This window comes from Chitinophagaceae bacterium, assembly GCA_016710165.1.
Classification (GTDB): domain Bacteria; phylum Bacteroidota; class Bacteroidia; order Chitinophagales; family Chitinophagaceae; genus Ferruginibacter.
On the sequence record JADJLJ010000001.1, the window covers coordinates 536,288 to 554,438 of the forward strand.

Consider the following 18,151-nt stretch of genomic DNA (forward strand, 5'->3'; position numbering starts at 1 on the left):
ATATCAACACTCCGCAGCCTGTAATAATTCTTTTCTGTCAAGGGCTCCCTGTCCAGGTAACTATACTGCCGCTGTTCCGAACTGTAGCCTGCTGCAGGCAGGGTGGCGATTTTCCTGAAACCGATCCCGTCCAATGATTTCTGCAGTTCAAACTGTTTGCTGTTTAATTCTGCAGAAGTGCTCCATTGCAATAAAGCATTTTTGCCCTGGAGTGTTCCTTTGAATTCTGTAAGCGTTATGGGTACTACACCTAAACTCAAAAAAGTTGACCACATAGCATAGCCATGCGTACCAACCAACAGTTTGCCGTCAGACGTACGTAAAGCCATACTGGTCACTACCGCATTCCCTATCTCGGAGGCCGCTTCCTGTGTCCAGCCCGGCGTACCGGGAAATGAACTTCCTGCCATGTATAGCCCAACGGAAGTGCCGACATAATATTCCGCCGGCAAATTGGGTGCAGCATGTATTATGGAACTTCTGAATGAAGGCAAAGTAAGGGTTCCTTCCACATTGGTCCAGGTTGGTACAGCAGCGTTGGCATTGCCCGTCCACCATACATTTCCTGTAATACTATAATTTGATAACGTAACCAGAACCGTATCATCATTACGCGGATTCACAGCAATACTACTGATATTACCTGCCGGGAATGATCCGCCGGTAATATCAACCGGGGCCGTACCAGCGGCTACACCCGTGGGGTCATCAAGCCTGAAAACCCGTCCGTTTGATGTGCCAAAGAACAGGCTGGAGGTAGATGCACTATAAGTACCCCTGGTAAGCGCTATTGCCGTAATGTCGTTGGCAGCTCCAACAGCAGTAGCTATGCCTGTCATGGAGGTCCACGTACCGGATGTTACCGTAGAAGCAGAAGTGGTCCGGTACAATGCATTGTCGTTGGCATAGTACAATCGCTGCGTATTATCGGGGTCAAGTTTGAAAAGGGTAACAAATAATCCTGAATTAGTTTCCCCGGTCGGCGTGATGGCAGCATCCACGGATCCAATGGCAGTTGTGGATGCCCTCCGGTTGATAAACCCGGATTGTGATCCTACATATTCATATTGAGTTCCGGAGATCAGGTCTGTAAGCCCCACCGACACTCCATCGCCACCCCATGCCATTTCATAACTCGTTCCTGTGCCGCCAATATTTCTTGTTGAGCCGTTGTCCTGGGCGCCGCCAATGACCTTTGTATTGCCCAGCCGGGGATCAACATCCACATAATAATATTGATAGGTGCGGTAACCGATATTGATTTGTGTCCATACCACCGTGCCTGCAGTAACATCAGTAGTACGTTGAATACCGCCATCATTGCCGCAAAGCATGATCAAAGGGCTTCCGGGTTGAAAAGTAAACGAATGGATATCCGGGTGAGAAGCCGAATACAACGCATAATTGGCCGAACTTGCATATCCCCCGATCCTTGTCCAGGTAAGCCCGGCATCGGTTGACCTGTAGGCATTGGTACCGCCAATAAAAACAGTACCCGAAGCATCTGGTTTTACTGCCACCACCAGGTCGTACCCTCCCTGCACCGCAAAGGGATCATTACCGGCAAGGCAGCCGGCATCATTGGGTAATGTGGCTGAAAGGTTGGTCCATGTTCCGCCTATGTCATCCCAGCGGAATAATTCTGCCTCAACCGCTGCACCCGGGCATCCAGGACTACCAGTAGTATAATAAAGTGCATAAACCAGGTTTTCGCTGCTGGGAGCAATACCCAGCACCACCCTGCCATAAGCCCCTTCTGCATTCCATCCTGCCGGTGATCCCCCGGCACCGGCACCGGCGATCTGCGTCCAGGCCCCAACATCTCCGGATGTTGGTCCGGGAGGAGATGCCCAAACCCCATCAACCGTGGCAGAGTTTGTTCCGCCAAATGCAGCATACAACCTGCCGGTACTTGTAACCGCAATATCTGTGAACTGCCCCGATGATGCCAGGGTTCCCGATAAAACGGTTGTCCAGGTAGTTCCCCCGTCCACAGAACGCCTTATTGTAGCAGGACAGGCTATATAAACATTGCCGTCTGTAGGATCCACGATTACTTTATTTATGAAATCCTGGGCCACCGAAAATGTTTCCAATGCAGACGTATTGGAACTGGCAAGCCTGGTCCATGTTTCACCATTATCGGTGGATTTATATACGCCATTACCCGAATAAAAAGCGCCGCTGGCCCCCGCAGAATTACCCGATGCTTCACCCACCCCATAATACCAGGTGTCCTGGAAACCAACACGGGTATCCTGGGCCAGGCTGGTACAACTGAAATGCTCGCCTGTAGGGCTTTTCCGTACCCATGTAGCGCCGTTATCGGTTGATTTATAAACACCCCCGCTAACTCCGCCTGCCAGGATAACCTGGTTGGAGGTACCATTATACCTTACGTCATAGGCAATGGTCCGGGTACGCCCCCCCAGGTTCTCAGGCCCCTGGAAGCTGTATGTATTAAGGGCTATGATCCCATTTAACTGTTGGTTGGCCAATATCGCCCTTGCCTGTTCCCGTTCGGCTTCATAAATACCTTCAGGAATTGTGCCGGTGACCGGGTTCTTTACCATATTGAATTCATACAGCATCGCCCCTTCATAGTCGGTGTATGCATTTTCCAGGTTTACGTTTTGGTTACTATTGGCTATATCTTTTGTATTGTTCTGGCAGGAAGCCAATAACAGCATGACTGGTAATACCAGGACCATTATTTTAAATTCAGTTCTGTAAAAATGAATTTTCATAGCTGGGTGTATTAGGTGAACGAAAGGAATATCAATCAAATTAAGAAAAAAAGCCATCAACAGCAACAGGCAGGGCCAAAAGATTGTCACATTTTATTCTCTTCAAATTTCACTTATCTTCGCTGCTTTAAACCAGTTCTTGATCATGATCAGCAGAAGAAATATCCGGGTAAAAGTGATGCAGACCCTGTACAGCATCGACAGCATGAACGGAGAAGTGAAACCCGGAGAAGAGGTTGCCATCCTCACCAAAAAAATTGAACAGAGCCGCCAGCTTTTTACCTACCTTCTTTATTTTATCACGGAAGTGGCCCGCTATTCCGAGACCGATGCCCGCCAGAAAGCTTCCAAACACCTGCCTACAGCGCAGGACCTGAACGTAAATACCAAGATCGCCGGCAACGAACTGCTGTGGAAGATCCTCGAAGAACCCTCTTACAAAAAAGCGGTGACGGAACTGAAGCCCGGTAATATCGTAGATGCCGAACTGCTTAAGAAGATATACCAGCAACTGGTGGCCTCCCCCGAATATGCCGGATACATAGAGCAGCAGAGCCGGGATAAGAAGCCGGAAAAGGAGATACTGGAATTCATCTTCACCAACCTGATGCTCCCCAACGAAGATTTCATCAGTCACGTGGAGGAACATTTCATAAACTGGGATGATGATGCAGAGATGATGAACCAGCTGGTGCTTAATTACCTGCAGAAACCGCCGCATTATAACATCACGGAAATGCTCAGTGCCGATAAATGGGAATTTGCCAAAGGGCTGCTGCAGACCGTGCTGGATAAAAAAGACCTGAGCATGGAGCTGATTAAGCCCAAGCTCAAGAACTGGGATGCCGACCGGATCGCTGCACTGGACCTTATCATACTGCAGATGGGCGTGTGCGAATTCTTATTCTTTGAAACCATCCCCACCAAGGTCACCATCAACGAATACATAGACCTTGCCAAAGAATACAGTACGGTGCAAAGCGGGCAGTTTGTGAACGGGCTGCTGGATAACATACACAAGGAACTCACCGCCCAGGATAAAATACAAAAGAAGAGTTTTAAAAACAGTACTTTATAAAATACATTTGCAATAAAACGGAGATGAAAAAAATCTTACTGGTCATATGTTGCGGGCTGATCCTGCTGTCCTGTGATTTTCGCCGCAAGGACAAGATCGCCGACGACAGCGCAAAACTTACCGAACAGGCGCTGAAGGATTCCACCACGGTTCAGATCATTGACTCTTCCTATAATTTTGGCACGGTTACCGACGGGGAAAAAGTGGAATACAGTTACCGGTTCAAAAACACCGGGACCAAACCACTGGTCATTATCAATGCTACTGCCAGTTGCGGTTGCACAGTACCCCAAAAACCCGAAAAACCGATCCTGCCCGGTGAAACAGGTTTTATTAAAGTGGTCTTCGACAGCAAGGGAAGGGTTGGGCAGGCACATAAGACCATTACCGTAACTTCCAATGCAAACCCCGGTTTCCCCGAACTGCAGCTTAGCGGCGACGTGCTGGGCAAGATGAAATAAAAAATAACTTTTAAATCAAATAAACAAACAACATGCAACTATTAAGTATTTTACTGATGACACCGGATCCGAGCGGGAAAGGAAGCAGTATGAGCACCATTATCATGATGGGATTGATGATCCTGGTATTCTGGCTGTTCATGATCAGGCCGCAGGCTAAAAAAGCAAAGAAGCAAAAAGAATTCATCAACAACCTGCAAAAGGGCGATAAGATAGTGACCATTGCCGGCATTCACGGCACCGTGAACAAGATCAACGACGATGGTACCACCCTGGTACTGGAAACCAGTCCCGGCAGCTACATCAAAATAGAACGCAGCGCCATCAGTATGGAATGGACGGCCAATATTAACAAGCCGGCTGCTGAAGAAAAGAAATAGGCCGCAGATTAATACATCTTTTCCGGAATTGAAGTTTAACTTCGGTTCCGGATTTTTTGATACCGGATACCGGATACCGGATACCGGATACCGGATACGGGATGCAGGATACTGGATCAACCAATTAACGGATTAACCAATTAACGGATTAACGGATAACAGATACCCAACTAACAGATTAACGGATAACAGATAACCAACTAACAGATTAACGGATAACAGATAACCAATTAACAGATTAACAATATGCTTCGTATAGGCCTCACAGGCGGCATCGGCAGTGGTAAAAGTACAGTAGCCCGGGTATTTGAAGTACTGGGTGTGCCGGTTTACTATGCCGATGATGCTGCTAAAAGGATGATGAACGAAGATGAAGAACTGAAAGAAAAGATACGGCAGCAGTTTGGCGAAGCTGTTTATACAGATGGGAAACTGAACCGGAAACTGCTGGCAGAGATCGTCTTTAATGCGCCTGAAAAACTGAACCAGCTGAATGCCCTCACGCATCCTGCCACCATTGCCGATGCAGAACGCTGGATGCAAAGCCAAACAATGCCTTATTGCATAAAAGAAGCAGCGCTCATTTTTGAAAGCGGCGCCCAGGAACATCTTGACCATGTGATCGGCGTTACTGCCCCTGCCCCGTTGCGCATACAACGTACCATGCTCCGTGACGGGATCACCCGGGAAGAAGTGATGGCAAGAATGGATAAGCAAATGGACGAATCCATCAAGATGAGGCTTTGCAGGTTCGTACTGGTGAATGATGAACAGCAACTGCTGCTGCCACAGGTGCTGGAACTACATGAAAAATTATTATTATTGGAAAAGAAAGATAAATGATTTTAAAAAGACCTTCAAAACTTAAGGGTACCGGCCCTTCTCCTTTGGAGTTCCTTGCAAAGGAACGAGCGATAGCTCTTGGGGTGAGATCTAAAAACAAGTAAGATGGAAAAGGTAAACCTGGCTGAAAAATTCAGCCTGATCAGCGATTACTGCAATCCCCGCATCATTGGTGAACTGAATGGACAGCATGTGAAAGCGGTAAAATTAAAAGGAGAATTTGTATGGCACAGTCATGAACAAGAGGATGAATTATTCCTGGTTGTAAAAGGTACATTCAATATGGAACTTCGGGATAAGACCGTTACCATCCATGAAGGAGAATTCTTTATTGTACCCAGGGGTGTTGAACACCGGCCCGTGGCTGAGGAAGAAGTGCATATTCTCTTATTTGAACCGGCAGGCACGGTCAATACCGGCGAAGTGGAGAATGAACTGACAAGGACGAAGCTGGAAAGGATATAGTAAATGAATAACGAACAAGGAACAAGGAATGACGAATGTTGAAGTGATCCCGTTCCTTGCCTGCCTGCCGGTAGGCAGGTTCAACATTCACCCTCTGCCTCGTCCCGGTCTCTGACCGGGATGCCCTGGTCCTGAGTTTTAAACTCAGCAAAACTGTTCAGTTTTTTACTGAATCACCAGCCGGTAGCTCTCCTTCGCTCCATCTCCCGACAGACTCACTACATACATTCCTCTTGCAAGGTCCTTAGTTGAAAGCAGAACCTGGTTACGCCCGTTTTGCAATATTCTGTTCACGTTAAGCACAAGCTGGCCCTGCATATTGTAAATACTTATCGCCACACTGATGTTATTTGCTGAAGCATGAATATTCAACCCGGCATCTGCACCAGCCATCACCGGGTTAGGTGCAATAAAGGATCTTACTATTTTACTTCTGCTGAGTGTGATCGTTTTAGTATAAGACAGATCTCCGCTTATTTCTTTCAATTTCAACCGATAGTAGAGCAGTTCGTGCTGTACATTTTTATCCATGAATGAGTAATCAGCCCGGCTGCTTCCAATACCTTTTGCTGCCAAATCTCCGGCTTCGGTAAAGTTTATTCCGTCCGTACTTCTTTCCACAATGAAGGTCTGCATGTTCACTTCGTTGCTTGTGATCCATTTCAACTGCACATCAGCTGCATTGATGAACTGTCCATTGAATGAAATAAGTGTGATGGGCAATGGCACCGAGTTCATACCATAAGCGCCCATGGTATACCCGGCCGGGTAGCGCCAGGGGCCGTACACCTGGCCAGTGATGGCCGTTGCCTTATCGTATTCCACCCTTGTCCGGACCTTATTGTTTCTGCTGCCCACTTTCTGCACATTGCTTTTCAGTTCAACACCAGCAATGCCAAGGTCTGAAAACGATGACTGTTTATCCAAAAAGGCCGTGCTGTTGGTAATGGGGCTACCACTGAAGGGTACACCTTGCTTCTTTACCTCCCAAACCAGTCTGCCTTTTACCCTGCCTAAGGGCGCTTTTGTATATAATCCTGTTCCAAATAAATTGGGTTCAGTAATATTAAAATGTTGAATGGGTGTAACTAAATCGGTATTATATAACCGGAGATTATTTCTTTTGCCCCCTCCATTATTACCGGGAAATACAAAAGTGGTGCCCTGTCCCCCCAGGTCGTTGTTATAAAGATATGCTCCCACAATGACATCGCTATATCCATCCCCATTTACATCTCCTGCCCCCGCTACTGAATAGCCCATATTAGCATAGTTTAGATTCCCTTCCAATTGTGTTTGAATGGTTGTTCCGATGCCTGCAGGACTGCCGTGGAATAAAAAGGCGGCTCCCTCATCTGTTTGTCCATTTACAAAAAAGTTTGCTCCGACAATAACATCGCTATATCCGTCTCCATTCACATCTCCTGCCGAAGCCACAGAAATACCCATTTGGGTGGAACTTTGACCATTTTCTAATTGAGCTTGCCTAGTTGTATTTATACCGGTAGTGCTGCCATGAAAGATAAAGACAGCTCCTAAATTAATTGCCCCTACAATAACATCGCTATAACCATCCCCGTTCACATCGCCGGCTGAACTTACACATTGACCCATTTGAGCCAAAACCTGATTACCCTCTAATTGGGCTTTTACCGTAGTAGAAATACCAGCAGCGCTACCATGGTATACAAAGGCTGCGCCTTCGTCAGATTGTCCATTGTCAAACCAATTTGCTCCAACAATCACATCACCAAATCCATCGCCATTTACATCACCAGCACCTGCTACACTAAGTCCAAAATGAGCACCGGCCTGGTTAATTTCTAATTGGGTCTGAATAGTAGTAGTAATACCAGTAGCGCTGCCATGGTAAACAAAAGCGCCTCCTTCCTGGCTTTGCCCGTTAGTAAAATAAAACTCACCCAGAATCACATCACTGTAACCATCCCCATTTACATCTCCCGCTGATGCCACGTCAAGGTTAATTATCCATGAACCAAATACATTTGTTAGCTGAGTTTGAACTGCATTGACCACACCAGCAGCACTGCCATGAAAAACATAGGCGGCACACCCTCCCGGAGTAGCTTGGGGTGCTGAGACAATCACATCACTGTAGCCATCTCCATTTACATCCCCGGCAGATGCAACACTTGATCCAAAAAATGCATTTGCCACATTAATTTCCAGGGTTGATTGTATAGTACTATTTAAGCCAGTAGCGCTACCATGATACACAAAAGCTACACCTTCATTTGTTTGCCCGTTAGTAAAATAGCGGGCTCCTACAATTACATCACTATATCCATCAGCATTTACATCTCCTGCGGACGCCACAGAATATCCTGTTTGTGAGATTTGATTATTTTCTAATTGTGCCTGCAAAGTTATACTAAGCCCACTTGGGTTGCCGTGGTAAACAAAAGCGGCACCCTCGTTAGGATTGCCATTGTCATAGTTGGGTGCACCAACAATCACATCGCTATACCCGTCACCATTCACGTCGCCAGCAGAAGCCACAGAATTTCCAAACTGAGCGTCTATTTGGTTACTTTCTAATTGCGCTTGTATAATATTCGTAATCCCGGTAGCGCTTCCAAAATAAACAAATGCGGCCCCTTCATTCGATTGTCCGTTGTCATATTGAAAGGCTCCCACAATCACATCGCTGTAACCATCGCCATTCACATCGCCTGCACATGCTACTGACTTTCCTAATCTTGCATCAGCCTGATTCAATTCTATCTGAGTTTGTATAGTTGTGATAATTCCAGTAACTGAGCCGTGAAAAATAAATACAGAGCCTTCATTACTTTGCCCGTTGCTGTAATAATCAGCACCAGCAATTACATCACTATAACCATCTCCATTTACATCGCCTGCGGATGCAACGGATTGACCCATATGAGCAAAAACATTATTACTCTCTAAAATTGTTTGTATAACAGTAGTAATGCCTGTGGCACTACCATGGAATATGAATGCGGCCCCTTCATTAGCTTGTCCATTGTCATATGACCATACTCCAACAATGGCATCACTATAACCATCGCCATTCACATCGCCTGCACAGGCAACAGAAGTGCCCATATCATCACCAGCATTATTGCTTTCCAACACCGTTTGTACGGCAGGAATAATACCTGCAGCACTGCCATGATAAACAAAAGCAGCGCCTTCATCACTCTGGCCATTATCAAAACCAACTGCTCCTATTATTATATCACTATAACCATCCCCATTTACATCACCTGCGGATGCCACTGATCTGCCCATGGCTGCTAACGACTGATTCATTTCCAATTGCGCCTGAATGGCAGTATTAATACCGGTTGAAGAACCATGAAAGACAAAAGCGGCTCCTTCCTGACTCTGACCATTTGTATAATTGTCGGCCCTACAATAACATCACTGTAACCATCCTTATTTACATCCCCTGCCGATGCAACTGATATACCGAAATTAGATTGAGTGGTTTGATCACATTTCAGGTATGCCTGTACTGTGGTACTAATCCCGGTAGCCGAACCATGAAAAATAAAAGCTGCGCCGGGTTGAAATGGCGGTACCGGATTGGAATATAAATATGCCCCTACAATCACATCGCTGTAGCCATCCCCATTCACATCTCCAGCAGAAGCTACTGAATAACCCAAAAAGGCGTTTGTTTGATTAATTTCTAATTGTGTTGATGCTGTTGTGCTTAAAGGGTCAATGGTAATTGGATAGGCTGCATCTTTAGCATTCACTTCAATTTCAAAACCATCATGCTTTTTATTTACCGCAAACCTTGCAGCCAGCTCTTTATTATTAGCATCCCAAACCTTTAAACCATTATAGGTAATTTTTTTATCATGCCCGTTCCGGGTTGCTTTGGCGAAATGGATTTCTTTATCATGAACCTTATTAATAAACCAGCCGGGAGAGGTTTGAAGTTTAAGGTTTAAGGTTTGAGGTTCATCCTTTTGAATTTTACCTTTTGAATTTTGAATTACCGGTTCTTTGTTGATGATGAAGTTTTGCCGTATACCTTCGGAAGTATTGATATATTCACTCTTAAAATCATTGTTATGGTTGAACTGAACCGTCTTTTGGTTAAGAGAAACAATGGCATCGTTTGAAGGTGAATATACCTGCTTATTATTGACAAAAACACCGAGTGTTTTTAGTTCCAGCCTCCACTTACCGGCGCTGACGTTTCGTGGCGCCAATGTAAATGTGTTGGGTGTATAAAAAGAACGCAGGTTGTTTCTGCGGTTGGGAGATGCATAGGTTTTGGTAGCTTCATCATATTTGATTTCGTATTCCATTTCCTCAATACCCTTCATTGCCTGGGCATACCAGTTGCTTTGCTTTAAAGCGGCCGTATCGGATGATATATCTGTTGGCTTGCCCTTTTCCCCAAAAGGAGTTGTTTGCCTGTCAAAATGAAAAAATGCCTTGGGGATACAGTTCCACTGCAGGCAATAAACAACTGTCAGAAACGGGAATAGCCGCAAGTAGTAAAACACCTGCCAGTAAAAATCTATACTGCATGGCGCCCTGTTTGTACGATGAAGAAAGTAATCTGAGGATAATGGAAAAAAACTGTTCCTAAGATAAACAATTACTTACAAAAGTAAAAGTTATTTTTAAGAAGAGCTGTACCTCTCGTACTCAGCGGACAAATTGTGCAATAAAACTCTTTAGTTTCGTAACTTTAATACATGAAAATCTTTTCCGCCGGGCAGATAAAAAAATGGGATGCCTATACCATCGCCCATGAGCCCGTTGCCTCCATCAACCTGATGGAACGGGCTGCCAGCGCCTGCTGCAAATGGCTGATCGGGAAAAATTTTGGGCTGTTTCATTTCCGCATCTTCTGCGGCAAGGGCAATAATGGCGGCGATGGACTGGCCATCGCCCGGATGCTGCTGGAACATCATTGCAACGTAACGGTCTATATCCTTGAATTTGGCAAATCGGGTACGGATGATTTCCAGACAAACCTGGAAAGGCTGCACGGGGTAAGCACCGATATTCACTTTATACAATCCGCAGAATTTTTTCCCGCAATAAATAATACAGACATTGTTATTGATGCCCTCTTTGGCACCGGCCTGAATAAACCACCGGAAGGAATAAGCAAGGAACTGGTGGAGCATATCAATCGCAGTAATGCCAGCATCGTTTCCATCGACCTGCCATCGGGTTTGTTTGCCGACAAAAGTTCAAAAGGCAATGCCGTTATCAACGCCACCATCACCCTCTCCTTTCAAAATCTTAAGCTGGCTTTTCTGTTACCGGAGAATGAAGACCATTGCGGTGAAGTGCACCTGCTGCATATCGGCCTGCACAATGATTTTGAAAACACAGAGCCCGCTGTTTTTGAATGGGTGGATAAACCGATGGTTCAGTCCATTTACAAACCAAGAAAGAAATTCGCCCACAAAGGCACATTCGGCCATGCCGCCCTGTTATGCGGTTCTTATGGAATGATGGGTGCAGCTGTATTAAGCGCCAAAGCCTGTTTGAGAAGCGGGGTTGGCAAACTCACCGTTATTATTCCTGAATGCGGGTATGATATCCTGCAAACAGCAGTGCCGGAAGCCATGTGCATGGTGGAAGATGAAAAATATCTTTTGTCGGCGCCCGGCATTGATAAATACAATGCCGTTGGTATTGGCCCTGGTATTGGGATACATCCCACCCACGCCAATTTACTGAAAGAAGTTTTTCAAAAACTGAACAAACCCATCGTGATCGATGCGGATGCACTGAATGTGATCGCAGAAAACAAGCCCTTGCTGAATTCGATTCCGCCATTGTCCATCATCACCCCACACCCCAAAGAATTTGAAAAGCTGTTTGGTAAAACAGAAAATGATTTTGACCGGCTGAAACTGGCATTGCAAAAATCTAAAGAGCATAATATCTATATAATCCTGAAAGGCCACAACAGTTTTATAAGTACTCCTGTTGGAAAAGGTTATTTCAACAGCACGGGTAACCCGGGTATGGCCACTGCCGGCAGCGGCGATGTACTTACAGGAATACTTACCGGATTGCTGGCGCAGGGTTATTATCCTCATAATGCCGCATTATTTGGCGTTTACCTGCATGGGCTGGCAGGAGATATCGCAGCAGAAAAATATGGCCAGGAGGCGATGATCGCTGGGGATATACCCGATTGCCTGGGAAGCGCATTTGACCAGCTAAAAGGATAACCTGCCCGGAAACTGCTTTCCCGCTGTAATTCATTGCAATAAAACCACCTATTCTGTGTGTTTTTGCCCCTTTTACCCTATTTTTGCCGTCCAAAATTCAGAACAACTATACTTATGGACAATTTGATTTACCTGGTTCCGGCAATGGGTGTTTTAGGCCTGTTGTACACATTTGTAAAATTCATGTGGGTATCCAAACAGGATGCAGGCACCCCCCGTATGCAAGAGATCAGCAATTACATTGCAGAAGGTGCAATGGCTTTCCTGAAAGCTGAATGGAAGGTTTTAGGCTATTTTGTTGTGATCGTAGGCATCCTGTTAGCCGTAATGGCGCAGGCAAACCCTCACTCCCATTGGAGTATAGCCGTGGCATTTGTAATTGGTGCAGTACTGAGCGCTACCGCAGGTTATATCGGGATGAAGGCAGCTACCAAAGCAAACGTACGCACAGCACAGGCAGCACGTACCAGCCTCAGCAAAGCACTGAATGTATCCTTTACAGGCGGTGCCGTAATGGGTGTTGGTGTTGCAGGCCTGGCCGTACTTGGACTGGGTGGATTATACATTGTATTGAAACAGATCTTTGCTCCGCACGCAGCAATGGGCGACAAAGAAATGCTGCAAACCATAGAAATATTGACCGGTTTTTCATTGGGCGCCGAATCCATCGCTTTATTTGCCCGTGTGGGTGGTGGCATTTACACCAAGGCTGCCGACGTAGGTGCCGATCTTGTTGGTAAAGTAGAAGCAGGTATCCCGGAAGATGATCCCCGTAATCCTGCAACCATTGCAGATAATGTGGGTGATAATGTGGGAGACGTTGCAGGCATGGGTGCCGATCTGTTCGGTTCATACGTAGCAACCGTGCTGGCCACCATTGTTCTTGGTCAGCAGACCGTAGTAGTTGGCACGGATGTACTGGGTGGGTTCTCTCCTATTGTTCTGCCAATGCTTATCGCCGGTGTAGGTATTTTATTTTCGATCGCTGGTACCTTGTTTGTCCGTATCAGCGATAGCGCAGGGATCAATACAAACTCCGTCCAGAAAGCGCTGAACATGGGTAACTGGGGCTCCATGATCTTAACGGCCTTTGCCGCTGCAGGATTGGTATACTGGTTACTTCCCGAACAAATGAGCTTACGTGGAGTTCCATTCACCAAATGGGGTGTATTGGGTGCAATTGGTGTTGGTTTATTAGTAGGTGCATTAATGAGTGTTATCACTGAATATTATACAGCCATGGGCAAGCGCCCGGTGTTGAGTATCATCCGCCAGTCTTCTACCGGTCACGCCACCAATGTGATCGGCGGTTTAGCCATCGGCATGGAATCTACTTTCCTGCCGATATTGGTATTGGCAGGCGGTATCTGGGGCTCGTATGAATGTGCCGGTTTATACGGTGTGGCAATTGCAGCCGCAGGTATGATGGCAACTACGGCCATGCAACTGGCCATTGATGCATTCGGGCCTATTGCAGATAATGCAGGTGGTATTGCTGAGATGAGCGAATTACCGGCTGATGTTCGTGAAAAGACCGACGTACTGGATGCCGTAGGAAATACAACAGCAGCAAGTGGTAAAGGATTTGCCATTGCTTCGGCTGCTCTTACAGCGCTGGCATTGTTTGCGGCCTTTGTAGGCGTGGCAGGTATCAGCGGTATTGATATTTATAAAGCAAATGTTCTTGCCTGCTTATTTGTGGGTGGAATGATCCCTTTCATATTTTCCTCCCTTGCTATACGTGCAGTGGGTGAAGCAGCCATGGCAATGGTGGAAGAAGTCCGCCGCCAGTTCCGCACGATCCCGGGTATCATGGAAGGAACAGGAAAACCTGAATACGATAAATGTGTGGCCATCTCTACTCAGGCTTCTATCAAAAAGATGATGTTGCCCGGCGCTATTGCGATCATTTCTCCCCTGATCATTGGGTTTATGCCGGGCCTGGGTGCAGAAGCATTGGGCGGTTTTCTTGCAGGCGCTACTGTCAGTGGTGTATTGATGGGAATGTTCCAGAACAACGCCGGTGGTGCATGGGATAATGCAAAAAAATCTTTTGAAAAAGGGGTGGAAATAAATGGCCAGATGTACTATAAAAAATCAGAGCCGCACAAAGCGTCTGTAACGGGCGATACCGTGGGCGATCCCTTTAAAGATACATCAGGCCCGTCCATGAACATCCTGATCAAATTAATGAGTATAGTGAGCCTGGTCATTGCCCCTACCCTGGCTGGTATGAATGATAAAACTGCATCGCATGATAACAGGACCCAGGTGATCAGGGAAGTTTCCATTGTAAAAGGAGACAGTACTCAAACAATGACGGTTACTGCAGATGCAATGCCGGCTGATAAATTGGTTGATGCCCTGGCAGCTGATAAGCTGATCGAGAAAGATAATTTTTCCCTTTCCTTATCAAAAGGCAAATTAACCCTGAATGATAAAGAACAAACAGAAGAAGTTACTGCCAAATACAAGGCATTGATCGATGCGCTGGGTGGTGCTGAGCTGAATATCAAAAACACCAGAAAGTAAGTTCAACAACATGATTAATGGAGCCCTGCTGTAAAACAGCAGGGTTTTTCATTTTAAGAATGATCCGGGATACAAGATGCAGGATGCACTCAGTAATTTGAAGGTATCTTTGAAGATTATATTCAGTATTCAGTATTCAGTATTCAGTATTCAGTATTCAGTATTCAGTATTCAGTATTCAGTATTCAGTATTCAGTATTCAATATTCAATATTCAGGATACAGTATCCAGCATCCTGTATCCTGCATCTTGTATCCTGTATCCTGTATCCTGCTTCCTGCTTCCCGCATCCTGCTTCAAAAGTTAATTCCCCCTAAAAATTACACAAGCGGATTTGGTAATTACAAGTAAATTCGTACATTGCCTTACGAAAATACTCGTACTATGACATTGATCAAGAATACAAAGCCCACCGAAAGCGAACTGGAGATACTCCAGGTATTGTGGAATGAAAAGGCAGCCACGGTGCGTACGGTGCACGAAGAATTGTCAAAAACAAAGGATTCGGGGTATACCACTACCCTCAAACTCATGCAGATCATGTTTGAGAAAGGCCTGGTTACCAGGGACGACAGCAGCAAAACACATATTTACCAGCCTGCTGTAAGCCGTGAAAAGACCCAGAAACAGTTCCTGAACAAAATGATCGACACCCTGTTTTCAGGATCATCTTCCGACCTGGTAATGCAGGCTTTGGGAGGACATGATGCCAGTGCCGAAGAGCTGGAAAAGATCCAGCAACTGATAAACCAGCTCAAAAAAGAGAAATAAGTTTAAACACCTAAACGATAAAACTGCTTCCGGTTATGGCCCAGTTTTCTTACAGTTTCTGCATGGCAATGTTGCACAGTCTCTGGCAGGCTGCACTGCTGATGCTCTTGTACCTGGTTGCAGATAAAGTACTGCTGCGGAATAATTCCCCGCTTGCAAAAAGAAATTTCCTGTTTGGCATTCTTCTTTCACAGTTATTGCTGTTTGTGATCAGCTTTTTCATCTACTATACCGGCAACAGCAGTTACGGTACTTTTTCGGAGATCACAAACAGGATCACGGCATTGGCCGGTACCGGGAATATGAAATTACTTACCCCCTGGATCTTCAGCCTCTACCTGCTGGTGACCGTGTATAAACTGGTAAGGTCCATTTATTCATGGTTCAGTTTCAAACAACGGTATCACTCCGGGCTGCAACGGCCAACAGTTGATCTGAAACTTTTCACCGAAATGAGAGCGCAGCAGTTTGGCATTAAGAAGAAAGTAAAACTCTGGTTCAGCACAACGATCAATACACCGGTCACTTTTGGATTCTTTAAACCGGTCATTTTATTGCCGGTTGCCCTGGTCAGCAACATCAGCATACAACAGGCGGAAACGCTTATCCTGCATGAGCTGACACATATCCGCACAAACGACTACCTCTTCAACTGGCTTTTGATATTTGTAAATACCCTCTTCTTTTACAACCCCATTATTACAGGACTGTGTAACCGGATACGGATGGAAAGGGAAAAGAACTGTGATATGAATGTGATGGCTTTTGAATATTCACCTGTACTTTATGCCGAAACCCTGTTGCAGGCAGAAAGGATCAGGCAAGGGGTACCTGTGTTTCAGCTGGCAGCGGTAAACCGGAAAGAACATTTGCTTGAACGCATCCGGTTTTTTTCCCGGGAAGTGGATTTTAACCGGTCCATGCGCTTTAACATCATCACGCCGATAACGGGTTTGCTGCTGCTGATCTTCTTTTCATCAGCTGTATTATTCCGGTCAGGCAATACCCCGGAAGACAATCCGTCATTCAATACGGTTACCTACCTGCCGTTCAACAGCATGGAACTGGCAGGCACTGAATATACAAATAACCCCGTTATCGCTGCCGGTGATCTGCAGGCGTTGATGAACGAAACGGAAAAGCAAAAGCCGGCTATTGAGAAAAGGATAAAAGAAAATGAATCACTCACCCGGTCCATTCAAAAAGAAACAGAGGCATTGGTTACAAAGCAGGCCGCACAGGATCTTATTATACCCGTTTCAGTAACGGATAATGACGGCTCCAAGCATATAATCATTACAGAAGAAAGTTCAGGCGCTGATAAAACAGCCTCCATGAGAACGTACAGCCTGCGTTTTGAGAACGGGGAATGGATCCTGGAGCCCGAATGGAATATTTCGGCCAAAGAGATCCCCGAAGATTCGCTTATCAAAAAGATGGACAGCAGCGGCGGCAAGATGAAAAGGATATTACCTGCACAACAATAATAAGTAGGGAAAATAAATTAATGAAGAAGCCGTAGTTAAAAACCACGGCTTTCTTTTTTATTGTAAGGCAGATCTGAATTCCATTTACCATGCACAGCGTGGGCAGGTCTCTTTGTATTTGTTCCCCAGGATGAAGCCGATCATCACTTCATGCGTACCCTTGGTATAGGTTTGCAGGCGTGACGTGGTTGCGTGCTCGTACGCATAGCTGATGTTGAACGTATTGGAAACATTCACACCGATCATACCGGAATAGCCGGCCACCAGGTCGGCAAAGCGGTAACTGCCCCCTATCCACAAAAAATCCTCGTACTGTAGTTTTACATTGGCGTGAAGGCCCAGCAACTGCGGCTCCCAGTACTGCACCATTACAGAAGGCATGGCCGTGATCTGTTCGGTGAGTGCAAACTTATAACCGGCTGTTCCAAAATAATTCAGTGTGTAACTGGAACCATATTTATCATTGGTAACAAATCTTGCCTTTCCGGGTATGATGTTTAGAACGGATACCCCTATAAAATAACGGGCAGAATACAACCAAAGCCCGGCCCCTATCTCAGGCTTTATCTTTTTTATTTCACCATTACTTATTCCAATGGCAGGATCATTGGGATCCAGGTTTCCCCATTCAATTTTTGAACGGTCTAAATTAACACTGGTGATCCCTGCGCTGAGGCCGGCCGACAAACTTGTTTTTGCCGTTAACGGCCTGTGGTATGCATAGTTGGCGGCAATGGACCAGCGGTTGATATACCCGGTCTTGTCGTTGATGGCAGTAAGGCCAATGCCATGGTGCGGCTGCGATACAGCATACTCATCCCAGGCCTTGGGCCCGGCAGGGTTTTGTCCTGGCATGGCATAGGAATTGGCTCCCGTACGGAAATCCCGTTTACCCAACGGGCCATGAATGCTTAAATACGTAGTTACCGGTGCGCCGGTGATCCCCGCCCACTGGTTGCGGTAGCTCAGTTTTACATCGGTATAATTCTCTATACCGGCAATGGCGGGATTAAGAATATAATTGTTCAGGATATACTGTGTATAGAATGGTTTGGCCTGTGCTGAAGCCACGTGGTTTCCCAGGCAAACAATGATCAGTATGAGTAAAATTTTCTTCATGGCTTTCAGTTTATTTTCACGTTGGTCGCTTTATACTTTATTTGATAAAGATGATCATGCAG

At 45.9% G+C, this 18,151-nt stretch carries 12 protein-coding genes; 9 read left to right on the top strand and 3 right to left on the bottom strand.

Annotated features, from left to right (window positions below):
- Positions 1-2,892: 2,892 nt before the first annotated feature.
- The 5 genes from nusB (at position 2,893) to IPJ02_02440 (ending at position 5,974) form a co-directional block, all read left to right on the top strand.
- Complete coding sequence (nusB, locus tag IPJ02_02420; GenBank protein MBK7374447.1) at positions 2,893-3,825, top strand: transcription antitermination factor NusB; 933 nt, start codon at positions 2,893-2,895, stop codon at positions 3,823-3,825.
- A gap of 23 nt (positions 3,826-3,848) precedes the next feature.
- On the top strand, positions 3,849-4,286 hold the full coding sequence (locus tag IPJ02_02425) for a DUF1573 domain-containing protein (protein ID MBK7374448.1): 438 nt from the start codon (positions 3,849-3,851) through the stop codon (positions 4,284-4,286).
- Positions 4,287-4,342: 56 nt separating this feature from the next.
- Positions 4,343-4,666, top strand: coding sequence for a preprotein translocase subunit YajC (gene yajC, locus IPJ02_02430; protein MBK7374449.1), 324 nt, complete (start codon positions 4,343-4,345; stop codon positions 4,664-4,666).
- Between the two features lie 246 nt (positions 4,667-4,912).
- Positions 4,913-5,509 carry a dephospho-CoA kinase gene (locus tag IPJ02_02435; GenBank protein ID MBK7374450.1) on the top strand — a complete coding sequence of 199 codons (597 nt, stop codon included), beginning with the start codon at positions 4,913-4,915 and terminating at the stop codon, positions 5,507-5,509.
- A 105-nt stretch (positions 5,510-5,614) separates the two neighbouring features.
- Positions 5,615-5,974: a cupin domain-containing protein gene (locus IPJ02_02440; GenBank protein ID MBK7374451.1), complete on the top strand. Its 360-nt coding sequence runs from the start codon at positions 5,615-5,617 to the stop codon at positions 5,972-5,974.
- A 165-nt stretch (positions 5,975-6,139) separates the two neighbouring features.
- On the opposite strand, the gene IPJ02_02445 is transcribed toward IPJ02_02440, so the two are convergent.
- Positions 6,140-9,271 carry an FG-GAP repeat protein gene (locus tag IPJ02_02445; protein ID MBK7374452.1) on the bottom strand — a complete coding sequence of 1,044 codons (3,132 nt, stop codon included), beginning with the start codon at positions 9,269-9,271 and terminating at the stop codon, positions 6,140-6,142.
- Positions 9,268-10,185 (bottom strand): FG-GAP repeat protein, encoded by a 918-nt coding sequence (locus tag IPJ02_02450; GenBank protein ID MBK7374453.1) that lies wholly within the window; start codon positions 10,183-10,185, stop codon positions 9,268-9,270. Before IPJ02_02450 ends, IPJ02_02445 begins: the two co-directional genes overlap by 4 nt.
- Before the next feature lie 495 nt (positions 10,186-10,680).
- Between IPJ02_02450 and IPJ02_02455 the strand changes: the two genes are divergently transcribed.
- The 4 genes from IPJ02_02455 to IPJ02_02470 all read left to right on the top strand — a co-directional run bounded on the left by IPJ02_02455 (position 10,681) and on the right by IPJ02_02470 (position 16,970).
- The gene (locus IPJ02_02455) at positions 10,681-12,180 is read left to right on the top strand and encodes an NAD(P)H-hydrate dehydratase (GenBank protein MBK7374454.1); all 1,500 of its coding nucleotides are present in this window, start codon (positions 10,681-10,683) and stop codon (positions 12,178-12,180) included.
- Between the two features lie 114 nt (positions 12,181-12,294).
- A complete protein-coding gene (locus IPJ02_02460) occupies positions 12,295-14,712 on the top strand; it encodes a sodium-translocating pyrophosphatase (GenBank protein ID MBK7374455.1) in 2,418 nt (805 codons plus the stop codon).
- Positions 14,713-15,096: 384 nt separating this feature from the next.
- Positions 15,097-15,483: a BlaI/MecI/CopY family transcriptional regulator gene (locus IPJ02_02465; GenBank protein ID MBK7374456.1), complete on the top strand. Its 387-nt coding sequence runs from the start codon at positions 15,097-15,099 to the stop codon at positions 15,481-15,483.
- 35 nt (positions 15,484-15,518) lie between these two features.
- Positions 15,519-16,970 carry a M56 family metallopeptidase gene (locus IPJ02_02470; protein MBK7374457.1) on the top strand — a complete coding sequence of 484 codons (1,452 nt, stop codon included), beginning with the start codon at positions 15,519-15,521 and terminating at the stop codon, positions 16,968-16,970.
- A gap of 84 nt (positions 16,971-17,054) precedes the next feature.
- Here IPJ02_02470 and IPJ02_02475 read toward each other — a convergent pair whose 3' ends face one another.
- The gene (locus tag IPJ02_02475; protein MBK7374458.1) at positions 17,055-18,089 is read right to left on the bottom strand and encodes a type IX secretion system membrane protein PorP/SprF; all 1,035 of its coding nucleotides are present in this window, start codon (positions 18,087-18,089) and stop codon (positions 17,055-17,057) included.
- Positions 18,090-18,151 lie beyond the last annotated feature (62 nt).

Bases quoted from the DNA above. Each gene is read 5' to 3' on its own strand.
- yajC (MBK7374449.1), top strand. From the start codon at position 4,343: ATGACACCGGATCCGAGCGGGAAAGGAAGCAGTATGAGCACCATTATC.
- IPJ02_02475 (MBK7374458.1), bottom strand. From the start codon at position 18,089: ATGAAGAAAATTTTACTCATACTGATCATTGTTTGCCTGGGAAACCAC.
- IPJ02_02435 (MBK7374450.1), top strand. From the start codon at position 4,913: ATGCTTCGTATAGGCCTCACAGGCGGCATCGGCAGTGGTAAAAGTACA.
- IPJ02_02440 (MBK7374451.1), top strand. From the start codon at position 5,615: ATGGAAAAGGTAAACCTGGCTGAAAAATTCAGCCTGATCAGCGATTAC.
- IPJ02_02445 (MBK7374452.1), bottom strand. From the start codon at position 9,271: ATGAATCAGTCGTTAGCAGCCATGGGCAGATCAGTGGCATCCGCAGGT.
- nusB (MBK7374447.1), top strand. From the start codon at position 2,893: ATGATCAGCAGAAGAAATATCCGGGTAAAAGTGATGCAGACCCTGTAC.
- IPJ02_02470 (MBK7374457.1), top strand. From the start codon at position 15,519: ATGGCCCAGTTTTCTTACAGTTTCTGCATGGCAATGTTGCACAGTCTC.
- IPJ02_02455 (MBK7374454.1), top strand. From the start codon at position 10,681: ATGAAAATCTTTTCCGCCGGGCAGATAAAAAAATGGGATGCCTATACC.
- IPJ02_02460 (MBK7374455.1), top strand. From the start codon at position 12,295: ATGGACAATTTGATTTACCTGGTTCCGGCAATGGGTGTTTTAGGCCTG.
- IPJ02_02425 (MBK7374448.1), top strand. From the start codon at position 3,849: ATGAAAAAAATCTTACTGGTCATATGTTGCGGGCTGATCCTGCTGTCC.
- IPJ02_02465 (MBK7374456.1), top strand. From the start codon at position 15,097: ATGACATTGATCAAGAATACAAAGCCCACCGAAAGCGAACTGGAGATA.